The sequence below is a fragment of the Serratia proteamaculans genome, from assembly GCF_004684015.1.
Classification (GTDB): Bacteria; Pseudomonadota; Gammaproteobacteria; order Enterobacterales; family Enterobacteriaceae; genus Serratia; species Serratia proteamaculans_F.
On the sequence record NZ_SRIA01000010.1, the window covers coordinates 396,250 to 419,202 of the forward strand.

General features: G+C 56.9%; 17 protein-coding genes. 7 read left to right on the forward strand and 10 right to left on the reverse strand.

What is annotated here, in order from left to right; all coding sequences use genetic code 11:
• Positions 1-53: 53 nt before the first annotated feature.
• Positions 54-950 (reverse strand): lysine exporter LysO family protein, encoded by an 897-nt coding sequence (locus E5C26_RS08510; protein WP_012006100.1) that lies wholly within the window; start codon positions 948-950, stop codon positions 54-56.
• Positions 951-1,141: 191 nt separating this feature from the next.
• Between E5C26_RS08510 and E5C26_RS08515 the strand changes: the two genes are divergently transcribed.
• Complete coding sequence (locus E5C26_RS08515; protein WP_135315896.1) at positions 1,142-2,806, forward strand: ATP-dependent endonuclease; 1,665 nt, start codon at positions 1,142-1,144, stop codon at positions 2,804-2,806.
• Here E5C26_RS08515 and E5C26_RS08520 read toward each other — a convergent pair.
• Positions 2,803-3,771: a VirK/YbjX family protein gene (locus E5C26_RS08520; RefSeq protein ID WP_135315897.1), complete on the reverse strand. Its 969-nt coding sequence runs from the start codon at positions 3,769-3,771 to the stop codon at positions 2,803-2,805. The genes E5C26_RS08515 and E5C26_RS08520 overlap by 4 nt on opposite strands.
• Before the next feature lie 191 nt (positions 3,772-3,962).
• Between E5C26_RS08520 and macA the strand changes: the two genes are divergently transcribed.
• On the forward strand, positions 3,963-5,078 hold the full coding sequence (gene macA / locus E5C26_RS08525) for a macrolide transporter subunit MacA (protein ID WP_240775937.1): 1,116 nt from the start codon (positions 3,963-3,965) through the stop codon (positions 5,076-5,078).
• On the forward strand, positions 5,078-7,024 hold the full coding sequence (macB, locus tag E5C26_RS08530) for a macrolide ABC transporter ATP-binding protein/permease MacB (RefSeq protein ID WP_135315899.1): 1,947 nt from the start codon (positions 5,078-5,080) through the stop codon (positions 7,022-7,024). The genes macA and macB overlap by 1 nt, the downstream gene beginning before the upstream one ends.
• 74 nt (positions 7,025-7,098) lie before the next feature.
• On the opposite strand, the gene cspD is transcribed toward macB, so the two are convergent.
• On the reverse strand, positions 7,099-7,320 hold the full coding sequence (cspD, locus tag E5C26_RS08535) for a cold shock-like protein CspD (RefSeq protein WP_012006105.1): 222 nt from the start codon (positions 7,318-7,320) through the stop codon (positions 7,099-7,101).
• A gap of 359 nt (positions 7,321-7,679) precedes the next feature.
• On the opposite strand from cspD, the gene clpS reads away from it, so the two are divergent.
• Together clpS and clpA are read left to right on the forward strand one after the other, a co-directional pair.
• A complete protein-coding gene (clpS, locus tag E5C26_RS08540; RefSeq protein WP_004928347.1) occupies positions 7,680-8,000 on the forward strand; it encodes an ATP-dependent Clp protease adapter ClpS in 321 nt (106 codons plus the stop codon).
• Positions 8,001-8,027: 27 nt separating this feature from the next.
• The gene (gene clpA, locus E5C26_RS08545) at positions 8,028-10,307 is read left to right on the forward strand and encodes an ATP-dependent Clp protease ATP-binding subunit ClpA (protein ID WP_012006106.1); all 2,280 of its coding nucleotides are present in this window, start codon (positions 8,028-8,030) and stop codon (positions 10,305-10,307) included.
• Positions 10,308-10,519: 212 nt separating this feature from the next.
• Here clpA and infA read toward each other — a convergent pair whose 3' ends face one another.
• From infA to trxB, 7 genes are all read right to left on the reverse strand, one after another.
• Positions 10,520-10,738, reverse strand: a complete 219-nt coding sequence (gene infA / locus E5C26_RS08550) for a translation initiation factor IF-1 (RefSeq protein WP_002211347.1) — start codon at positions 10,736-10,738, stop codon at positions 10,520-10,522.
• 106 nt (positions 10,739-10,844) lie between these two features.
• The gene (gene aat / locus E5C26_RS08555) at positions 10,845-11,570 is read right to left on the reverse strand and encodes a leucyl/phenylalanyl-tRNA--protein transferase (protein WP_135315900.1); all 726 of its coding nucleotides are present in this window, start codon (positions 11,568-11,570) and stop codon (positions 10,845-10,847) included.
• A gap of 30 nt (positions 11,571-11,600) precedes the next feature.
• Positions 11,601-13,337, reverse strand: coding sequence for a heme ABC transporter ATP-binding protein/permease CydC (cydC, locus tag E5C26_RS08560; RefSeq protein WP_135315901.1), 1,737 nt, complete (start codon positions 13,335-13,337; stop codon positions 11,601-11,603).
• Between the two features lie 2 nt (positions 13,338-13,339).
• Positions 13,340-15,106, reverse strand: a complete 1,767-nt coding sequence (gene cydD, locus E5C26_RS08565) for a heme ABC transporter permease/ATP-binding protein CydD (protein ID WP_135315902.1) — start codon at positions 15,104-15,106, stop codon at positions 13,340-13,342.
• A gap of 176 nt (positions 15,107-15,282) precedes the next feature.
• Positions 15,283-15,900 (reverse strand): glutathione transferase GstA, encoded by a 618-nt coding sequence (gene gstA / locus E5C26_RS08570; RefSeq protein ID WP_135315903.1) that lies wholly within the window; start codon positions 15,898-15,900, stop codon positions 15,283-15,285.
• A 96-nt stretch (positions 15,901-15,996) separates the two neighbouring features.
• On the reverse strand, positions 15,997-16,884 hold the full coding sequence (locus tag E5C26_RS08575; RefSeq protein ID WP_135315904.1) for a LysR family transcriptional regulator: 888 nt from the start codon (positions 16,882-16,884) through the stop codon (positions 15,997-15,999).
• Between the two features lie 79 nt (positions 16,885-16,963).
• Complete coding sequence (trxB, locus tag E5C26_RS08580) at positions 16,964-17,935, reverse strand: thioredoxin-disulfide reductase (RefSeq protein ID WP_135315905.1); 972 nt, start codon at positions 17,933-17,935, stop codon at positions 16,964-16,966.
• Positions 17,936-18,602: 667 nt separating this feature from the next.
• Between trxB and lrp the strand changes: the two genes are divergently transcribed.
• Both lrp and E5C26_RS08590 read left to right on the forward strand, forming a co-directional pair.
• Complete coding sequence (gene lrp / locus E5C26_RS08585; RefSeq protein WP_004928318.1) at positions 18,603-19,097, forward strand: leucine-responsive transcriptional regulator Lrp; 495 nt, start codon at positions 18,603-18,605, stop codon at positions 19,095-19,097.
• Between the two features lie 120 nt (positions 19,098-19,217).
• Complete coding sequence (locus tag E5C26_RS08590; protein ID WP_135315906.1) at positions 19,218-22,793, forward strand: DNA translocase FtsK 4TM domain-containing protein; 3,576 nt, start codon at positions 19,218-19,220, stop codon at positions 22,791-22,793.
• Positions 22,794-22,953: the final 160 nt, after the last annotated feature.

The window sequence follows — 22,953 nt, forward strand, 5'->3', positions numbered from 1 at the left end:
CCGTGCGGATGGGAATTATTACGCTTTCCGGGGGCATAGCCCCCGGAAAGAAATCAAGAGAACAGGGCGATCAGTACCGGTGCCAGCAGGCTGAGCAGAAAACCATGCACAATGGCCGGTGGCACTATCTCCATCCCCCCGCTGCGTTGCAGCACCGGCAGGGTAAAGTCCATGGAGGTGGCACCGCACAGACCCAGCGCTGAGGAGCGGCTACGACGTACCAGAGTGGGGATCAGTACAATGGCTACCAGCTCACGCGCCAGATCGTTAAAGAAGGCCGCACTGCCCAACACCGGGCCATAGGCGTCGGTGATTAAAATGCCGGAAAGCGAATACCAGCCAAAACCGGACGCCATCGCCAGCCCGGCCTTAATCGGCAGCCCCAGCAGTTGTGCCGCCAGCGCCCCACCGGCCAGCGAACTGATCACCACCACCACGGCCACTATCATGCCACGCCGGTTGAGCACGATTTGGCGTAGCGTCATGCCGCTGTTGCGCAGTTGGATGCCCACCAGCAGCAACAGGAAGATCAAGGCGTATTCGCTGCCTTTGTTGGCAAACTGCAGCCATTGCCACTGTGTCAGGCCGAGCAGGAAACCGCCGAGTACCACGCCGCAAAGCTTAAGCGATTCGAGTGCCATATGCAGGCGTGAGGGCAGCTTTTCCTGTTTATGGCTGTTGTGCCACGGCATTTTGCGTTCCAGCAGTGCCAGCATCAGCAAACTGGCGGCGAGAATGCACAGGAAAAACACCGAGGCATACTGGAATATCAACACCAGGTTGCTGCTCAGATCCTCCAGAAACGCCAGACTGATTCCCATGAAAAACAGGATCACATAGACCATCCAGCTCAGCAGGCGGTTGATGGTTTGCAGTAACGTCCGGCTACGTAGCGCAATGAGGTAACCGGCAATCAGCGGTAACAGAATAATCAGCAGTCCTGAATACATGGTGAAGCTTGCGTCCTTTGTTCTGAGGGCGGCGCCTGGATGAGCGACGAGGCCCCACACGCTAACCAAAACCACGTCTGGAGTAAAGCGGCAGATTTGACGTCGTCCGCTTGACCTGCAAGGGGTTTTTTGACCATGCTCTGAGGAGGCCACCCCATAAGGACGGTGACCGCGCGCACGGGAGGCGACAGATGTTCTTAGAGCGAATCGAGATTGTAGGTTTCCGCGGTATTAACCGGCTGTCACTGATGCTGGACGACAACACGCTGCTGATCGGCGAAAATGCCTGGGGTAAATCCAGCCTGCTTGACGCGCTGACCCTGCTGCTGGCACCGGAACCCAAGCTGTACCGTTTTGAAGCGCACGACTTCCATTTCCCGCCCGGTGAGGAACAGGCCAAAGATCGGCACCTGCAGGTGGTATTTACCTTCTGCGAGAAAGATATCGGCCATGCTCATCTACCACGTTACCGCCACCTGTCGCCGCTGTGGGTCAAAGGCGGGGATAACCTGAACCGTATTTATTATCGCTGCGAAGGTGAACTGGCCGATGACGGCACGGTTTGCACCTGGCGCGGTTTTCTTGATGCCGACGGCAATCCGATGCAGTTGCACCATATTGAGCAACTGGCACACGCCATTATCCGTATCCACCCGGTACTGCGTCTGCGCGATGCGCGTTTTATCCGCCGCCTGCGGCCCAGCACGCTCAATGATGAACACCCGGCCGATAATAAGGCACTGGCCCAGCAGTTGGATCAACTGACGCGTGAGCTGGTGCGCAACCCGCAAAAGCTGACTAATGCCGAACTGCGCCAGGGGCTGGCGGCTATGCAGCAACTGTTGGAACATTACTTTGCCGAGCAGGGATCACAGGTGACGCGACCACGTCGACAACGCCTGGATCAAGATCAGGATCAGCAGGCATGGCGCTCGCTGGACAGCATCAACCGTATGGTGGCCGAACCCAATAGTCGCAGCATGCGTCTTATTCTACTGGGCATGTTTTCTACGCTGTTACAGGCCAAGGGCAGCGTCAAACTGGATCCGCACGCCCGGCCGCTGTTGCTGGTGGAAGACCCGGAAACGCGCCTGCATCCGATCATGCTGTCGGTGGCCTGGGGGCTGCTTAACCAATTGCCGCTGCAACGTATCACCACCACCAACTCCAGCGAACTGGTCTCCCTGGTACCGGTTGAACACGTTTGTCGGTTGGTGCGTGAGTCGGGGCGGGTAGCCACTTATCGCCTTGGGCCACGCGGGCTGGGGCCGGAAGATGGGCGGCGCATTTCCTTTCATATCCGTTTTAATCGGCCGTCGTCGCTGTTTGCCCGTTGTTGGCTGCTGGTAGAGGGCGAAACCGAAGTTTGGCTGCTCAACGAACTGGCTCGCCAGTGTGGTTATCATTTTGAGGCGGAAGGGGTGCGGGTGATCGAATTCGCCCAGTGCGGCCTGAAGCCGCTGCTGAGGTTCGCCCGGCGTATGGGTATTGAGTGGCATGCGTTGGTGGACGGCGATGAAGCGGGGCGAAAATACGCCGGCACCGTCCGTGGCATGCTGGATAACCATGAGGATAACGAGCGTGACCGGTTGACCGCGTTACCGGCGCCGGATATGGAACACTTTATGTTCCGTGAAGGTTTCAGCCCGGTCTATTATCGGGTCGCCTCCGTGCCGAGCAATGCTCAAATGCCGGTACGCAAGGTGATCCTCAAGGCAGTGCATCACTCTTCGAAGCCCGACCTGGCCATTGAGGTGGCGATGCAAGCGGGCGAGTGGGGCACGGACTCGGTGCCACCATTACTGAAAAAAATGTTCTCACGCGTAATCTGGCTGGCGCGCGGTCGGGCCGACTAGGCCCCGGTAAAACAGGGCTGGCTGCTGAAATGCTCGGCCATTCCTTGTTCCAGCTGGTCCAGCAGTTGATAACGACGGCGGTATTCTGCACGTTTTTTGCTGACCACCTCATCGATCGGTTTACGGGCGATCTGTTCCGGCAGCAGGAAATAGCCACTTTCCAACATTTTGCCGCCCATGGATGTCCAGAATTGATCGTAATCGGCATGCAGCTGGGCTTTCTTTTTACTGTGATAACGCCAGTTCTGATAGATATGGGTGGCGTTGCCGACCGCTACAATTTGCTGAATGCCCATATGGCGCGCCAGAGCACAAATCCCCTCCAGCGCCAGGCGTTTCGGGAACAACCCGTGGCACTCTTTGGTGGCCAGCTGGATTTCCGCATGCGGTACCTGCTGATTGGCCCCCTGTATTCCCCCGATAAACAGCGTCGGTCGCTGCTGATAGTGCACCAGGGCGAAGGTGATTTCGGCCAGCATGATGCCGTTGGCGTTACGCAGCAGCAGGGTGGCTTCCCCTTCTTTATTCAGGTGATCGATGGACGCCAGTTCCAGTGAAACCGTTTCGCCACTCTTGCCGCTGGCTTTGGCCAGTACAAAGTTTTTGTTCAGATGACCGAGCAGCATTTTCATCGGCATGCGTTGCTTGCTGATAGCGTAATGATCGCGCAGGGCGAACAGGCTCTCGATTTTGCTCATATTCGCCGCCAGATAAGGGCGATGCAGTTTGCATGGCAGATTGGGTTGTGCCTGCAGTATTTCATCCAATAAAGGGTTGGATGCCAGGGTGTTGAGCAGAGCACTGGTGGTCGGCCAGCGAAATAATGAACGGCCGATAAACTTCAGGCGGAATGATGTTTTCTTCCAGGCTTTGCTGGGTGCCTTGTCGCCATTGGCCAGCGCCGTCATCAATTGCCAGCCGTTAAGCGGGCGTGCAGATACGAGTGGATAGCTGAGCTGAGACATGATGAAATCCTTGGCTGTGTTGAATGGCGCTATTTCACCAAGCCTTCACTAAACGGGAGTTCAATGCAGAATGTAACCAAGGGTGTCTCCACATTGTGTTGAACCAAGGTTTAGTTATTCATCACCGTGCGTGATAATTTAGCCCCGCTGCCGCTGTTGGCAGCATGAATTGCAACAGGCAGGAACCTATTTTGACGTGGTTTAAAGGACATAAGCGACGCTGGGTCATGGTGCTAATCGTACTGGTGGCGATCGCGGCAATGACGGCCTGGCACTTCAGCCATCCGGCCCCGACTCCATTTAAAACGGTGAAGGTGGCCAAGGGCGATCTACAGCAAAACGTACTGGCAACCGGACAGCTTGACGCGGTACGCAAGGTTGACGTGGGTGCGCAGGTCAGTGGGCAGTTGGAAAGCCTGTATGTCGAGATCGGCGACCGGGTGAAAAAGGGCCAGTTGCTTGGGATTATCGATCCGCAACAGGCGCAAAACAGCATCCGTGAGGGTGAGGCGACATTGCGTGAGCTGCACGCCCAGTTGCAACAGGCGCAGGCTGAGCAACAGCTGGCGGCGGTAACGCTGCAGCGTAATCAGGCGTTGGCCAAATTGCAGGCGGTGTCACGTCAGGATCTGGATCAGGCGGCGACACAGCTGGCGGTGAAGAAAGCGCAAGTGGGTACCATTCAGGCGCAGATCGCCCGGAATCAGGCCAGCCTGGATACCGCCAAGATCAATCTGGCGTTTACCCGTATAGAAGCGCCGATGGACGGTGACGTGGTGCAAATCACCACGCTGCAGGGCCAGACGGTGATCGCCGCGCAGCAGGCACCGAACATTCTGACGCTGGCGGATCTCAGCACCATGCTGGTGAAGGCCCAGGTGTCGGAGGCGGACGTCATCAGCCTCAAGCCGGGACAAAAAGCCTGGTTTACCGTGCTGGGCGATCCTAACCGACGCTTTGACGGTGTGCTGAAAGATATCCAGCCCACGCCGGAAAAGGTCAATAACGCCATCTTTTACTATGCGCGTTTTGAAGTGCCCAACCCAGAGGGGTTATTGAGATTGCAGATGACCGCGCAGGTGCATATTCAACTGGCGGGCGTCAATCAGGTGCAGGTCATTCCTCTGGCAGCATTGGGCGATCAAATCGCCGATAATCGCTACCATGTTTCGATATTGAAACAGGGCAAGGAGGAAAAGCGCGAGGTGGCCATCGGCCTGCGTAATAATATCGACGTGCAAATTCTCAGTGGACTGAACATTGGCGATGAAGTGATTGTCAGTCGCGGCGGCGCGGAGGCTCTCTGATGGCCGCGTTGTTGGAACTGAGCGGCATCAGCCGCAGCTATCAGTCGGGTGACCAGACGGTGGCGGTGCTGAAGGACGTCAGCCTGAGCATCGAAGCCGGCGAAATGGTGGCGATCATGGGCGCCTCCGGCTCCGGCAAGTCGACGCTGATGAATATTCTTGGCTGTCTGGATAAACCCAGCGCCGGCATTTATCGGGTGGCTGGGCAGGACGTGGCGACGCTCGATGGCGATGCGCTGGCCCGGCTGCGGCGTGAGCATTTTGGTTTTATCTTCCAGCGTTATCATTTACTGCCTCATCTGAGCGCGGCGCATAACGTTGAGGTTCCAGCGGTGTATGCCGGACTGGGCAAGGCGGCCCGGCGCGAGCGTGCGATTGCGTTGTTACAACGTTTGGGGCTGGGAGAACGCGTTAGCTACCGGCCAAGCCAGCTTTCCGGCGGCCAGCAGCAGCGGGTCAGTATTGCCCGTGCGCTGATGAACGGGGGCCAGGTGATCCTGGCGGATGAACCTACAGGTGCCCTCGATAGTCATTCCGGCGAGGAGGTGATGACCATCCTCAAGCAACTGCGTGAGCAGGGGCATACGGTGATTATTGTCACTCACGATCCGGCGGTGGCCAGGCAGGCTGAGCGGATCATTGAAATTCGCGACGGGTCGATCATTGCCGATTCGCGTCCGGATCAACGCGGCAACCCTAACGCTAAACCGCTGGAGATGGTGACACCGGCGCCGTCCTGGCAGCAAACAACCGGCCGTTTTCGTGAGGCATTGGTGATGGCCTGGCGGGCGATGGCGGCCAGTAAAATGCGCACCGCGCTGACCATGCTGGGCATTATTATCGGTATTGCCTCGGTGGTGTCGATCCTGGTGATCGGTGACGCCGCCAAACAGATGGTGCTGGCGGATATTAAATCCATCGGGACCAACACCGTCGATATTTATCCCGGCAAGGACTTCGGTGACGACGATCCGACCTTCCGACAGGCGCTGAAATACGACGATCTTGAGGCACTGCGCGAGCAACCTTACGTCAATGCGCTGTCGCCCTCTATTGCCAGCAGCATGCGGCTGCGGCTGGGTAACGTCGATGTGGCGGCCAATGTCACCGGGGTCAGCGAACAGTTTTTCCGCGTCTACGGCATGACCTTTACTCAGGGCGTCGGTATTGATCAGCTGCAGGTGCAATCGCAGTCGCAAACGGTGGTCATCGACGCCAATACTCAGCGCCGGTTGTTTCCACACCAAAAGGACGTGGTGGGCCAGGTGATCCTGGTGGGCAATATGCCGGCGACGGTGGTTGGTGTGGCGAAAGAGAAGCAGTCGATGTTCGGCAGCAGCAAGACACTGAACGTCTGGGTGCCCTACAGCACTATGGCCAACCGGCTGATGGGCAACGCCTATTTTGACTCTATCACCGTGCGTATCCGCGAGGGCTACAATAGCCAGGAAGCGGAACAGCAGTTGACGCGTTTGCTGACGCTGCGCCACGGCAAGAAAGACGTCTTCACCTATAACATGGACAGCCTGGTGCAGACCGCAGAAAAAACCACCCGCACGCTTCAACTGTTCCTGACGTTGGTGGCGGTGATTTCATTGGTGGTTGGCGGGATCGGCGTGATGAACATCATGTTGGTGTCGGTGACGGAGCGCACTCGCGAAATCGGCATTCGTATGGCGGTAGGCGCTCGCTCCGGGGACGTGTTGCAGCAGTTTCTGATTGAAGCGGTACTGGTGTGTCTGGTGGGCGGTGCCCTGGGGATTATGCTGTCTTTCGCCATCGGCCTGCTGGTGCAGTTAGTGCTGCCGGGATGGCAAATCAGTTTCCCTCCGGCGGCGCTGTTGAGCGCGTTTGTCTGTTCTACCGCCATCGGCGTGGTGTTCGGCTATCTGCCGGCACGCAGCGCGGCGCGGCTTAACCCGATTGACGCGCTGGCACGCGAATAACAAGCCCATAAAAAATGCCAGTCATACGGCGGCTGGCATCTTTTCGTTGTTTCAGACTGACTCGGTGGAAGCGTTTAGGCCAACGCCTCGCTTTCCACTGGCACAATAAGACTTGCATGATTCCCTTTTGGCCCCTGGTGCACGTCAAAACTGACCTGTTGGCCAGCTTTTAGTGTCCGGTACCCGTCCATCTTAATCGTAGAATAGTGAGCGAAGATGTCTTCGCCACCGCCTTCAGGACAGATAAACCCAAACCCTTTGGCGTTGTTGAACCATTTAACAGTACCCGTCTCCATGCTTTTACATCCCTCGCAACGCTATTTTTAGGTGAGATGAATAACTGAATTCGCACCCGCCAATGGCAGGCGGCAGATGAGCCCGAGAGTGGTTAAAACACCACCAGCCCATGAATTTACACTCTAGAGCAAATGATCATCACGTCAAGGGATCGGCTTTTGTCGGCAGGGAGCAGTTCATCAAAGTTTGAAGCAGGTAACGCTATTGACATTGTTTGGTAACAATTCATCAGAGATTTTTGCGCACGTTCCAGTGCGGCGGGATGTCGGCGAAGATGATAAAATAGTATGGATACCCCACTTTGAATAACCGGAACCTGTCCCCATATTAAAGGACAGAGCAGAGAAGATGAGCAGCGATGGGCAATAACAACGATTGGCTAAATTTTGAACACTTGGCCGAAGAAAAACAAATCGATGCGGTAAAACCGCCGTCTATGTATAAAGTTATACTTAACAACGACGATTACACACCGATGGAATTTGTGATTGACGTTCTGCAAAAGTTCTTTTCTTATGATATTGAACGCGCAACGCAACTGATGCTCACGGTCCACTATCAAGGCAAGGCGATCTGCGGTGTATTTACCGCCGAGGTGGCGGAAACCAAAGTCGTGCATGTGAACCGTTATGCCAGGGAGAACGAGCATCCGTTGCTTTGTACGCTGGAAAAAGCCTGAATAAGGCAATCTATTGGGGAGGTGCTTATGCTCAATCAAGAACTGGAACTCAGTCTCAACATGGCTTTCGCCAGAGCGCGTGAGCACAGACACGAGTTTATGACCGTGGAGCACCTGTTGCTGGCGTTACTCAGCAACCCTGCCGCGCGGGAAGCGCTTGAGGCATGCACGGTGGACCTGGCCGCATTACGCCAGGAACTCGAAGCCTTTATCGAACAAACCACGCCGACGCTGCCCGCCAGCGAAGAAGAGCGCGACACTCAGCCGACGCTCAGCTTCCAGCGCGTACTGCAGCGTGCGGTATTCCATGTCCAATCTTCCGGCCGCAGTGAAGTCAGCGGCGCCAACGTGCTGGTGGCAATTTTCAGCGAGCAGGAGTCGCAGGCGGCTTACCTGCTGCGCAAACACGACGTCAGTCGTCTTGACGTAGTGAACTTCATTTCACATGGCACACGTAAAGACGAGCCGGGCCAAGCGCCGAATGCGGAAAACCCGGTGAATGAAGAGCAGTCCGGAGGGGAAGACCGTATGGAAAACTTCACCACCAACCTCAACCAACTGGCCCGGGTGGGCGGTATCGATCCCTTGATTGGCCGCGGTCCCGAGCTGGAGCGTGCCATTCAGGTATTGTGCCGTCGTCGCAAGAATAACCCGCTGCTGGTGGGGGAGTCCGGCGTGGGTAAAACCGCCATTGCCGAAGGGCTGGCCTGGCGCATCGTGCAGGGCGACGTCCCGGAAGTGATGGCGGACTGCACACTGTATTCGCTGGATATCGGCTCGTTGCTGGCGGGGACCAAATACCGCGGCGACTTCGAGAAACGCTTTAAGGCCCTGCTGAAACAGTTGGAGCAGGACAAGAACAGCATTCTGTTTATCGATGAGATCCACACTATCATCGGTGCCGGTGCGGCTTCCGGTGGGCAGGTCGATGCCGCCAACCTGATCAAACCGTTGCTTTCCAGCGGCAAGATCCGGGTCATCGGTTCGACCACTTACCAGGAATTCAGCAACATCTTTGAAAAAGATCGCGCTTTAGCCCGTCGCTTCCAAAAAATCGACATTATCGAGCCGACGCCGGAAGAGACCATTCAGATCATCAATGGCCTGAAAACCAAGTACGAAGCGCACCACGATGTGCGTTATACCGCCAAAGCGGTGCGTGCTGCGGTTGAGCTGTCGGTGAAATACATCAACGACCGTCATCTGCCGGACAAGGCTATCGACGTGATCGACGAAGCGGGGGCTCGCAGCCGGTTGATGCCGGTCAGCAAGCGCAAGAAAACCGTTAACGTTTCCGACATTGAGTCGGTGGTGGCACGTATTGCACGTATCCCGGAAAAAACCGTGTCGGCGAGCGATCGCGATGTGTTGAGAAGCCTGGGCGACCGTCTGAAAATGCTGGTATTTGGCCAGGATCAGGCGATTGAAGCGCTGACCGAGGCCATCAAGATGAGCCGTGCGGGTCTGGGCCACGATCGCAAGCCGGTCGGTTCCTTCCTGTTTGCCGGGCCAACCGGGGTCGGCAAAACCGAAGTTACAGTACAGCTGGCGAAGGCGATGGATATCAAACTGCTGCGTTTTGACATGTCCGAGTATATGGAACGTCATACCGTTAGCCGTCTGATTGGTGCGCCTCCGGGCTATGTCGGTTACGACCAGGGTGGTCTGCTGACCGACGCGGTGCTCAAGCATCCGCACTCGGTGGTGCTGCTCGATGAAATCGAGAAGGCGCATCCGGACGTGTTCAACCTGCTGCTGCAGGTGATGGACAACGGTACCCTGACCGACAACAACGGCCGTAAGGCGGACTTCCGCAACGTGATCCTGGTGATGACCACCAACGCCGGGGTGCGCGAGACTGAACGTAAATCGATCGGCCTGGTCCAGCAGGACAACAGCACCGACGCGATGGAAGAGATCAAAAAAGTGTTCACGCCGGAATTCCGTAACCGTCTGGACAACATTCTTTGGTTCAACCATCTGTCGACCGAGGTGATCCAGCAGGTTGTCGATAAGTTTATCGTCGAACTGCAGGCGCAGTTGGATGCGAAGGGCGTGTCGCTGGAAGTGAGTGACGAAGCGCGTGACTGGCTGTCAGTGAAAGGCTACGACCGTGCGATGGGCGCTCGTCCAATGGCGCGAGTGATGCAGGAGAACCTGAAGAAACCGCTGGCCAACGAACTGCTGTTCGGCTCGTTGGTGGACGGTGGCTCGGTGAAGGTCGAGTTGGACAAGGAAAACCAGAAACTGACTTATCAATTTATCAGCGCGTCAATGCGCAAGGCGGACGAAGGTGCGGTGCACTAAGTCTGGGGTCAGATTCAGATAAAGGAAAAGCGATGCTTCGGCATCGCTTTTTTTATGGGTGAAAATCATCACCACAACAGAAATGATTGAGCCCTCTCAGTTTACCTGCGCACCTGCAACTCGATGTTGAACGTTGCTACGGGGGTAAACGGAAAGGGCTCCGGAGGCATTACATCCTCGGTGCCGCCATCGGCTGGCGACGAGTGAGCCGATTAACGGCTACGGAAGACAATGCGGCCTTTGCTCAGGTCGTACGGGGTCAGCTCTACAGTGACTTTGTCGCCCGTCAGGATGCGGATGTAGTTCTTGCGCATTTTACCGGAGATATGTGCGGTTACCACGTGCCCGTTTTCTAATTCAACGCGGAACATGGTGTTCGGCAGCGTATCAAGAACGGTGCCCTGCATTTCAATATTGTCTTCTTTGGCCATCGAATCCTCTAGGTCTAACTACCTTAGTTTTTAACCGGCAAGATAATGCCGAAAAACCCACATTATGTAAAGAAGTGTCGGTGAACATTGCACCGTTTCCGCAAAATTAGTTTGTTGGGGAGGGTGGTTCAACCTGCTGTGGGGGTAACACTTGCGGTGCCCAGCATTCTGGCGCTAATGGCTTGCGCTGAAGTTGGCTGAGCTGCTGCAAAAATTCTCTTCGGGGGATCTCTTTCGCTCCCAGCGTGGCAGTGTGAGCGTTAAGCACCTGACAGTCAATCAATTCTCCGCCATAAGCGGCAAAATGACGGCAAAAAGTCATCAGGGCGCACTTGGAGGCGTTGGTGGTACGGCTAAACATGGATTCGCCGCAGAACAGCGCGCCCTGAGCCACGCCGTACATGCCGCCGACCAGATCGTCACCCTGCCATACCTCGATTGAATGGGCGAAGCCAAGGCGGTGCAGATGCAAATAAGCGCGCTGTACTTCCGGGCCAATCCAGGTGCCTTCTTCCGGTCGATCGGCGCAGGCGGCGATCACCGCGGCAAAGTCGTGATTCAGCGTCACGCGAAAGGGGTTACTGCGCAGAAAGCGTTTCAGACTGCGGCTGATATGGCGCTCGGCCGGGAACAATACAGCGCGCGGGTCAGGTGACCACCACAGAATGGCTTCCCCCGGTGAAAACCAGGGGAAAATACCGCGTTCATAAGCGGCCAGCAAGCGCGGCGCAGTCAAATCGCCGCCAATAGCCAGCAGACCGTTAGGATCGCGCAGCGCGCCCTCAGGAGAGGGGAAAGCCAGTGAATGCGGTGACAGCTTAACTATACGCATAAAAGGTCTCAGCGTCCTCTACAGGCCATTTTACAGCGGTATGCCACTGATACGTTGGCGGAACTGGGCATAACGCCCCTGTTGACGCATCAGGGTGAGATGATCGCCTTGTTCGACAATCTGGCCGCCGTCCATCACGCAGATGCGATCCAGGTGCTCCAGCCCATACAGACGGTGGGTCACCAGGATCAGCGTTTTCCCCTGGCAGTGCCGGCGCAGCAGCGCCAGGATTTGCTGTTCGGTTTCGGCGTCCAGGCCTTCGGTCGGTTCATCGAGCAACAGTAACGGTGCCTGATGCAACAGCGCGCGGGCAATGCCCAGACGGCGCTGCTCACCGCCGGAAAGCTGGCGACCGCCATCCCCCAGCCAGGCGTTCAGCCCTTCGTTATCCAGCAGCTTGTCCAGGCCGACCTGCTGCAATACTTTGCGCAATTGCTCATCGGTCGCTGCAGGCGCGGCGATGCGCAGGTTTTCACGCAGCGTATCGCTGAAAATATGCACCCGTTGGCTGACCACGGTGGTCATCTGGCGCAGCGTGGTTTCATCGTAAGCGCTCAGTGGCTGGCCATTGAGCAGCACCTGGCCGCTGTCGGCATTCCAGGCGCGGGTTAGCAACTGCAGCAGGGTCGATTTGCCGCAGCCGGTGCGCCCGAGTAGAGCAATGTGTTCGCCGGCGGCAATCTCCAGTGTGACATTCTGCAATACCGGCAGCGGCTGGTTTGGGTAAGTGAAAGTGAGCTGTTGCAGGCTTAGCGTGGCAACGCCCTCGGCCGCCGGGCCATGGGGCGGGAAGGTCACTTCCGGCTGCCGGTCGATGACCTGCTTCACCCGCGTGGCGGAAGCGATCACCTGACCCAGATGCTGGAAGGCACCGGCCACCGGCATCAGCGCTTCAAACGAGGCCAGCGCGGCAAACACGAACAGCGCAATCAGCGCGCCGGGTTGGCTATCACCGCCGACGCCCGCCGCGGTGAGCCACAGCATCAAAGTGACCGTCAGGCCACTGGCCAGGATCATCAGTGCCTGTGCCATGCCACCCAGCGAAGCCTGTTGCCATTGGCGGCGCTGCCAGCGCTGCTCGGTGGCATCCAGATCGGTACGGAAGCTTTCAACGGCACCGAACACCACCAGCTCGGCCTGGCCCTGCAGCCAGGCGGTCAAATCGGTACGGTACTGACCGCGCAGTGCGGTCAACTGACCGCCAATCGGTTTACCGGCACGATAAAACACCGGTGGCACCAACAGCAGCAACAACAGCAGAATGCCGCCCAGCGTCAGGGCCAGCGTGGTGTCCAGCCAGCTCAGGCCATAGGTCACCACCACAATCACGGCGGCGGCGCTGACCAGCGGTGAGATCACCCGCAGGTATAAATGATCCAGCGTATCGACATCCGCCACCAGACGATTAAGCAGGTCGGCCTGGCGGAAGCGCGCAATGCCGCCCGGTGACAGCGGCAGGATCTTTTTAAAGGTAAACACCCGCAGATGAGACAGCACGCGGAAAGTGGCATCGTGACTGACCACGCGTTCGGCGTAGCGCCCGGCGGTGCGGAAAATAGCGGCACCCCTGACACCGGCGGCCGGCAGCATATAGTTGAAGGTAAACAAACCGGCCAGCCCGGCCAGGGCCGACGCGGCGAGGAACCAGCCGGAAAGCGCCAGCAGGCCGATGCTGGCCAGCAGCGTGACGATGGCCAACACGATGCCCAAACAAATCAGCAGGCTGTGACGACGGTATAGCGCCAGAAACGGCAGCAAAACGCGCATGATTAGAGATCCCCGCTGCGGTGTGCGATCAGATTGGCAAACAGACCCGGTTGAGCACTCAGCGTGGCGTAATCGCCTTGCTGAACGATCTGCCCACCTTCCATCACCCAAATCTGGTCGTAATCTTCGGTATCTTCCAACTGGTGGGTGACCAGCAGGGTGGTTTGCTGGTGCGAGGCGACATTCAGCGCCTGCATCACCCGCCGTTCACTGTGGGCGTCAAGGCTGGCGGCCGGTTCATCGAGCAGCAGTAAACGGCGCGGGCTGATCAGCGCCCGGGCAACCGCCACGCGTTGAGCCTGACCGACGGATAAGCGGGCGGCGTTATCGCCGACTTCGGTCTCTAATCCCTGTGGCAGATGCGGCAGGATCTCGCCGACATAGGCCTGTTCCACCGCCTGTTGCAACTGGGCTTCGCTGGCCTGCGGGTTCCCCAGCAGAATATTGGCCCGCAGCGTCTGAGCCGGCAGATGCGGATTTTGCCCCACCCAGCCAAGCTGCTGACGCCAGCCTTCGGCCGCCAACTCCCGCAGTTCGGTTCCATTAACGGTTAATGAACCGCGATAGGGCAGAAAGCCAAGCAGCAGATTCAGCAGCGAGCTTTTACCGGCTCCGCTCAGCCCGACCAAAGCGATGCGTTGATGAGCGGGCAAGTTGAAGTTTAGAGGGCCGGCCAGCAGCACGCCATTCGGTGACAGGATCTCCAAATTCTGCGCCTGCAGTTCCAGCGGCGCATCGGTATCAAGCCGTTGTGTGCCGCTGCCCATTTGCTCGCCTTCGGCGTTGAGGAAGGTTTCCAGCGTTTCTGCTGCGCCCACCGCCTGCGCCTTGGCATGGTAGAAAGCCCCCAGGTCGCGCAGGGGTTGGAAGAACTCTGGCGCCAGGATCAGCACCAGGAAACCGGCAAACAGCGTGATGCCGGTGCCGTAGCTGCCGAAATTAAGTTCGCCCAGGAAGGAGAAACCAAAATAGACCGCCACCACGGCGATGGAAATAGAGGCAAAGAATTCCAATACGGCCGAGGACAGGAATGCCAACCGCAGCACTTCCATGGTGCGGCTGCGGAAGTCCTCGGACGATTTGGCGATCTGCGCGGTTTCCGCTTCGGCCCGATTGAACAGGCGCAGCGTATCCAGCCCGCGCAGGCGATCGAGGAAATTACCGCTCAGCCGTGCCAATGCCACAAAGTTACGACGGTTGGCATCGGCGGCACCCATACCGACCAGCGCCATAAACATCGGGATCAATGGGGCGGTGGTCAACAGGATCAGACCGGCGGCCCAGTTGATCGGGAAGACGGTAATCAGGATCAGTACCGGGATAAACACCGCCAGGTACATCTGCGGCAGATAGCGGGAGTAGTAATCCTGCATATCTTCGATTTGCTCGACGATGATACTGGCCCAACTGCCAGCCGGTTTACCCTGGATCCAGGCCGGGCCGAGCTGTTGCAGTTTATCCAGCACCTGCTGACGCATACGCTGGCGGATCACCTGCCCACAGATAAAACCGACGCGCTCACGCAGCCAACTCAATACTGCACGCAGTGCGAAGGTGGCAGCCAGCCAGATAAACGAGGGGATCAGTTGTTCACGTGGGGCGTGTTCGATAATCAGGGCGTGGAGCAGGGCGGCCAACAGCCATGCCTGTGCGACGATCAAAACGCCGCTTATCAGCCCCAACAACATGGAAAGGCGCAGCCAACGCTGCGCCAGGGTGCTCTGAGTTTTGAGCCAACGGGTTAACTGTTGCTGTCTGGTTTTTTTCATCAGATATGAGTCTGCGTCGCCGGTGTCTGTTGTTACAGACAAGGTTAACGTACTGTTAAAAAAAGTGTTTGCCCCAACCTGAAGCGAACAAGCGAAGGCCAATGTTACCTCTTCACCCGGCAGACTGAAAATAATAAAGCGGTCAAATATTGCTATAACAGACGGCGGCTAGCGGGTTATTTCACTTCCAGGCTGGCGGCTTCCGCAGCCAGGGCGGCTTGTACCGATTTACGCCGGACGATCAACGCCATATAACGGGTCAGCGATGGCCAGTCTTTTAATTCGATAGAAAACCGGGCCATCCAACGCAGCACGGTAAATAAATAGGCATCCGCTACGCTAAAACACTCACCCAGCAGGAAAGGGTGTTCGTTCAGCGCCTGGGCAAGATAATCGAGGCGGCGACGCAGCTTGTCGCGAAACAGCATCTTGACTGCTTCCGGCAGCGCCGGGTTGAACAACGGGCTGGAACCTGCGTGGATCTCACTGGTAATGAAGTTCAGCCATTCCTGTAAACGCACCCGTTCGAAAGACTCACCAGGAGGGGCCAGCAGGGTATCGGGTCGCAGATCCGCTAAATATTGTACGATGGCAGCACCTTCGGTAATCACCCGTCCGTCATCCAGCATCAGGGCGGCGACGTAGCCTTTGGGATTCACCTGATAAAAGTCCTGGCCGTCGGCGCTGCGTTTGGTGCGGTTATTGACCCGGATCAGTTCGAACGGCAACCCCAATTCCCGTAAAACGATATGTGGCGAGAGTGAACAGGTATCGGGTGCAAAGTAGAGTTTCATGGCAGTTCCTGCGCTAAGAAGCGAAATCGCTTGATCGTCAGAATGCCGCCGTTATCGCCGTCAGAAAAATTAGAATGCCAGAAACCTGCTATCAGCTCAGCTAATGACGGGCAGCGCCAGACGATCCTGCAGGTACTGCAACAGGGTTTGCACCGGTGCTGAACTTGCACCGCTGAATGAGCAGACCAGGCCAAAGTGACGGTATAGCGGCGCAGATAGCGGCAGGGTACAGATGCCAGGCGTGTCGGTCGGTATGACCGACGCCGGTATCAGCGATACGCCGATCCCTTCACGCACCAATGTCAGCGCGGTGCTCCAGTCACTGACGGTTGCGCGTACATCTGCCAGTGCCAACCCGGCCTGCTGCGCCAACAGTTGCGCATTGAGATAGCAGCCGCCCGTAGCCAGCACAAAGGGCAGTTTGGCCAGTGTACTGAATTCTACCGGCTGTCGGCTCCTGGCCAATGGATGCTGGCTGGCGGTGACAGCCAGCCAGCGGTCTTGCCCCAGCGGGTAACTTTGCCTTTCTGGCTCCGGGTTCAATACCACGCCGACGTCGGCGGTCTCCAGCGCCAGCCAGTTTTCGACTTCCAGATCGGTGCCTTCCAACTGAACCAGCTCAATGGCGGGGTAACGTCGACGGAATTGACGTAATAACGGTGGCAGCAACAGGGAAAACGCAGAAGGGAAGCTGGCCAGGCGTATTTTGCCAACGTGAGCGCTTTTGGCCTGCTGTGCGTAGTGTTGGATTGCATCCAGCTCGGCCAGCATGGCCCGCGCGCGCGTGACAATCTGTTCACCGCTCTGGGTTAGCACCACGCTATGCGGCAGGCGAACCAGCAGCAGAGTTTGCAGTTGGTCTTCCAACTGTGCTATGGCCTGACTGGCACCGGACTGGGTCATGCCACATTGACTCGCCGCGTGAGTGATTTTACCGCTGTCGGCCACCGCAACCAACAGACGCCAGTGGAGAAGATTGTGCATCGAATAACCGCCGGGTTTAACTGCCAGGTACAAAAAAAGCGGCTGTGATAGCCGCTTTTCAGGATGATGCAGGATGCCGTTACAGCACTTCTGCGCCGGCGATGCCGTCCAGATAACGTTCAGCGTCCAGCGCCGCCATACAACCGGTCCCGGCAGAGGTGATCGCCTGGCGGTAGATATGGTCCATCACGTCGCCGGCGGCGAATACGCCAGGAATGGTGGTCTGGGTGGCATTGCCGTGAATACCGGACTGCACCTTGATGTAGCCGTTTTCCAGTTCCAACTGACCGCCGAAAATGCTGGTATTCGGGCTGTGACCGATGGCGATAAACACGCCGGCCAGTGCCAGTTCCTGCGTTTGGTTTTCCGCTTTGGTGCTACGGATACGTACGCCGGTCACGCCCATTTGATCGCCCAGCACCTCGTCCAGAGTATGGTCGGTGTGCAGCACGATATTGCCGTTTTTCACTTTCTCCATCAGCCGGTTGATCAAGATCTTCTCGGAACGGAAGCTGTCACGGCGGTGAATCAGGTGAACTTCGGCCGCGATGTTGGACAAATACAGTGCTTCTTCCACAGCAGTGTTGCCACCACCGACCACTGCGACTTTCTGATTACGGTAGAAGAAACCGTCACAGGTGGCACAGGCAGACACGCCTTTGCCTTTGAAAGCTTCTTCGGTAGGGAGGCCAAGGTAGCGAGCCGATGCGCCAGTGGCGATGATCAGTGCATCACAGGTGTATTCGCCGCTGTCGCCAAACAGGCGGAACGGACGGTTCTGCAAATCAACGCTGTTGATGTGGTCAAACACAATCTCGGTCTGGAATTTTTCAGCATGCTCGCGCATACGCTCCATCAGCGCCGGGCCGGTCAGGCCTTCGGCATCACCCGGCCAGTTTTCCACTTCGGTGGTGGTGGTCAACTGACCCCCTTGCTCCATACCGGTAATCAACACCGGGTTCAGGTTGGCGCGCGCTGCGTAAACTGCGGCGGTATAACCAGCCGGGCCGGAGCCCAGGATCAATAATTTGCTGTGTTTAGCCGTGCCCATGAATACCCTCTTTTCCCACAATGGCGGACAATGGATCCGATTGTAGGGAAAACGCAGCATTAAAAAAAGCGCCAGGGGATGTTGTTAACGATTTGTTTGATAGCCATTACCTATTAATTATTAAATTGCTGCTAAAGCGAGCGTAAAACGCAGCAATTTAACTTATGGAAGCCACTCATTGGCGCTCTCTATTCAATTGACCGGAAACAGCCCGTTAAGCGGGTTTAAGCACCTTCCCAGCGGGCTTTTCAAGCCAGCGATTCATAACTAAAAACGGGGTGCTAACTTTTCATGACGGTACGTTCTTCTGATTTTGCTTCTTTTACTTTGACAATCCGCTGCGCATTTGCGAAAACATCATAGGAAGAAGAAATTATCCCTGTCCCTGCAGGAAATCGTACGTATTTACAGCGTTGGTGCAGAATTTTGCGCCGTTGCTGAAGCTTCGTGTGGCAGGTGAGGGGACAGCGCGCAAGCGGGGGAGTTCTTCTTGCGATAACGTCATTTAACTACCCGGTGCAGGGTTTGACAGACAGGCTGCACCAGGGGAAATGATGGTAGTGAAGCATATGACAGGCATTGGGTCTTCGCTTGGAACGAACCCTTACACATTGACGTTGGTTAGGGTGTGGCAAGTGCAGGGAAGAAAATAAGAGAGACAATAATAATGGCAGACAATAAGAAACGCCCGGGGAAAGATCTCGACCGTATCGACCGCAACATCCTGAATGAACTGCAGAAGGATGGGCGTATTTCGAACGTTGAGCTTTCCAAGCGCGTGGGGTTATCCCCAACCCCATGTTTAGAACGTGTGCGCCGCCTCGAGCGCCAGGGTTTTATTCATGGTTATACCGCTTTGCTCAACCCGCATTATCTGGATGCGTCCCTGCTGGTCTTCGTAGAAATCACGTTGAACCGCGGTGCGCCGGATGTGTTTGAGCAATTCAACTCGGCAGTACAGAAACTTGAAGAAATTCAGGAGTGTCATCTGGTGTCCGGTGATTTCGACTATCTGTTGAAAACCCGCGTGCCGGATATGTCGGCTTACCGTAAGTTGCTCGGTGAAACCTTGCTGCGTCTGCCGGGGGTTAATGACACCCGTACGTACGTGGTAATGGAAGAAGTGAAACAGAGTAACCGTCTGGTTATCAAAACACGGTAGGGTGCAGGTGCAAAACCTGATTAAATTGGTTACACTCCTGTTTATTCATACAGTTTCGGCGCCGGGGAAGCTTCTCGGCGCTGTTGCTATGTCAGCTAACAGGAACCTGGAGAGCCTTTCTTGAGCCAGGAATATACAGAAGATAAAGAAGTTACCTTGAGAAAACTCAGCAGCGGCCGCCGTTTGCTCGAAGCTGTGTTGATTGTGGTAGCCATTTTTGCCATTTACCTCATGGCTGCCTTGGTCAGTTTCAATCCATCTGACCCAAGCTGGTCGCAGACCGCGTGGCATGAGCCAATTCATAACCTGGGCGGTGGCGTCGGGGCCTGGATGGCCGACACATTGTTCTTCACCTTCGGGGTACTCGCCTATGCGATACCACCGATCATGCTGGTGTTGTGCTGGGCAGCTTATCGCCAGCGCGGCGGCGGCGAATACATCGACTATTTCGCGCTTTCACTGCGCTTGATCGGCACGTTGGCGCTGGTGCTCACTTCATGTGGCCTGGCGGCATTGAATGTCGACGATCTCTATTACTTCGCATCCGGCGGTGTGATCGGCAGTTTGCTGAGCAACGCCATGTTGCCGTGGTTTAACGGCATTGGTGCCACCCTGGGGCTGCTGTGCGTTTGGGCTGCGGGGTTGACGCTGTTTACCGGCTGGTCCTGGCTGGTGATCGCCGAGCGTATCGGCGGCGTGGTGCTGGGGACGGCGACCTTTATGACCAACCGTTCACGCCGTGAAGACCGTTATCACGACGATGACGACCGCTACGTCGAAGAGCAACCCGAGTCTGCAGATGCAGACAAGGAAGCCGCGCTTGCTGCGGCTGCGACGGCGACGGCGGCCAATGCAGCGGAAGATGACGTATTGTTCTCTGCACCTTCGGTCACGGAAACCGCCAAAATGGCGGCGGAAGATGCCGAAGACCCATTGCTCAGCGGCCTGCGGGCTAATGATGACGATGATGCGGATATCACACCTGTTGCGCCAGCGCCAGCCAGCGCGCCGGCCACGGCTGCACCGGTTGTGGCTCAGGCCCCGTCGGTTACTGCGGCACCCGCGGCTCCGGCTTCGGTGAACCAGCATCCGATGAGCGCGGTAGCGGAAAACACTGCGCCGCCACTGTACTCGTTTGAGATCCCTGAAGAGACACCAACGCCGAAGACGACGCGTCCGATCGATCCTTACCAGGACGACGACGAGCCGCGTATGGGTAATTGGGATGCTCCGGCTGTCTCGCCGTCGCAAGACCGCTCTCCATTTGATTTCTCTGCCGCCCAACGTGATCATGTTGATGTCACTGCTCCGGCTGGCTTCAGTGCCGCCGAGCCTGCCGTTTCACCCTTTGGCAGCGTGAAACCTCAGGCACCTGCCGCAGCGACGGCAATTGCCGGTGCTGTTGCCGCTAATACCTTTATGCCGGCCTTTACCGCTACCAGTGACGCGAACTCGCAGGTGAAACAAGGCCTCGGCCCGGAATTGCCGCGTCCGAACCCGGTGCGCATTCCGACCCGGCGTGAACTGGCTTCCTACGGCATCAAGCTGCCTTCGCAGCGTATGGCCGAACAGGAACAGCGCACCCGTGAGGACGACGAGCCATTGCAACAGTCTGATAATCCTTCACCAGATGATGAAGCCCTGCAGGAAGCGGCGTTGCGCCAGGCGTTTGCCGAGCAGCAAAGCCAGCGTTATGGTGAGGAGTCTGCGTCGGATAATTTGGATGATGAAGCTGCTCTGCAGGAAGCCGCGTTGCGTCAGGCATTTGCCGCCCAGCAAAGCCAGCGCTATGGCCAGCCAGAAGCCGCTCCAACGGTGGCACCCACTACGCCGGTAGATACCCGCAATGCGTTCGGTTTCTCGCCGATGGATGATTTGGTGGATGATGGCCCGGTTGAGCCACTGTTCACCCTGTCGCCGCAGCTGGAAGAACGTATTGAGCTGCAAAGCGAGCGTGAAGATGACGTGCCTTTCGGTCAGTTTGAGCCAGCCGCGTCGGCTCAGCCTCAGACCCCGCTGGTACAACAATCCTACCAGCCTGCGCAGCCGGCTTATCAATCGCCGCAGCAGCAACCGGTCGTGCAGCAACAGCCGCCAGCCTATCAGCAGCCTGTGGCGCAACCGGAGCCTGCCGCTGCGCAGCAGCCGGCGATGGACAGCCTGATCCACCCGTTCCTGATGCGCAACGATATGCCGTTGCAAAAACCGACCACGCCATTGCCGACGCTGGATTTGCTGACCGAAGCCCCGAAAGAGGTGGAGCCGGTAGATTCCTTCGCGTTGGAACAAAAGGCGCGTTTGGTGGAGGCCAGCCTGGCCGATTATCGGGTGAAAGCCGACGTGGTAGATATTTTGCCAGGTCCGGTCATCACCCGTTTCGAGCTGGATTTGGCTCCGGGCGTCAAGGCTGCACGCATTTCCAACCTGTCGCGCGACCTGGCGCGTTCACTGTCAACCTCGGCGGTACGTGTGGTTGAAGTGATCCCCGGCAAGCCTTACGTCGGGTTGGAACTGCCTAACGTCAAACGTCAGACGGTCTATCTGCGCGAAGTGCTGGACTGCCCGGCGTTCCGCGATAATCCGTCGCCGCTGGCGATCGTCCTGGGTAAAGATATTTCTGGCGAACCGGTGGTGGCCGACCTGGCGAAAATGCCGCATCTGTTGGTGGCAGGGACCACCGGCTCCGGTAAATCGGTTGGGGTCAATGCCATGATCCTGAGCATCTTGTATAAGGCCACGCCGAAAGAAGTGCGCTTTATCATGATCGACCCGAAAATGCTGGAGCTGTCGGTTTATGAAGGTATTCCGCACCTGTTGACGGATGTGGTCACCGACATGAAAGACGCCGCTAACGCCCTGCGTTGGTGCGTCGCCGAGATGGAGCGTCGCTATAAGCTGATGTCTGCGCTCGGTGTGCGTAACCTGGCCGGCTATAACGAACGCGTCGATCAGGCCGAAGCCATGGGACGTCCGATCCCGGATCCGTTCTGGAAACCGACCGACAGCATGGACATGACGCCGCCGGTACTGGAGAAAGAGCCTTATATCGTGGTGATGGTCGACGAATTTGCCGATCTGATCATGACGGTCGGTAAAAAGGTTGAGGAACTGATCGCTCGTCTGGCGCAGAAAGCGCGTGCGGCGGGGATCCACCTGGTGCTGGCAACCCAGCGTCCGTCGGTGGATGTGATCACTGGTCTTATCAAGGCCAACATCCCGACCCGTATCGCCTTTACTGTGTCCAGCAAGATTGACTCCCGTACCATCCTCGATCAGGGCGGTGCTGAATCCCTGCTGGGGATGGGTGACATGCTGTATCTGGCCCCTAACTCCTCGATTCCGGTCCGTGTGCATGGTGCATTTGTGCGCGATCAGGAAGTGCATGCGGTGGTTAAGGATTGGAAAGCGCGTGAGCGACCTCAATATAAAGAGGGTATCCTCAGCGCTGGTGACGACGGTGAGGGTGGAACTGGCGGCGGTCTGGACGGTGACGAAGAGCTGGATCCGTTGTTTGATCAGGCGGTGGAGTTTGTGGTGGATAAACGCCGCGCCTCTATCTCCGGCGTACAGCGTCAGTTCCGCATCGGTTATAACCGCGCCGCGCGTATCATCGAACAGATGGAAGCGCAGGGCATCGTCAGCGAGCAGGGGCACAACGGCAACCGCGAGGTGCTGGCACCGCCACGGCATGACTGATGAAGTTTTAATCGTTGTTATTTAATTAAAAGGGCCGCTTAGCGGCCCTTCAGACTGATGACAAACCTCATTCCTGCACAGAGCGAATAGAGTTCGATAAATAAAAAACAAGGAAAATCAATTTATTGATTTTCGGCTGATCTCCACAAAGCAGGAAAAA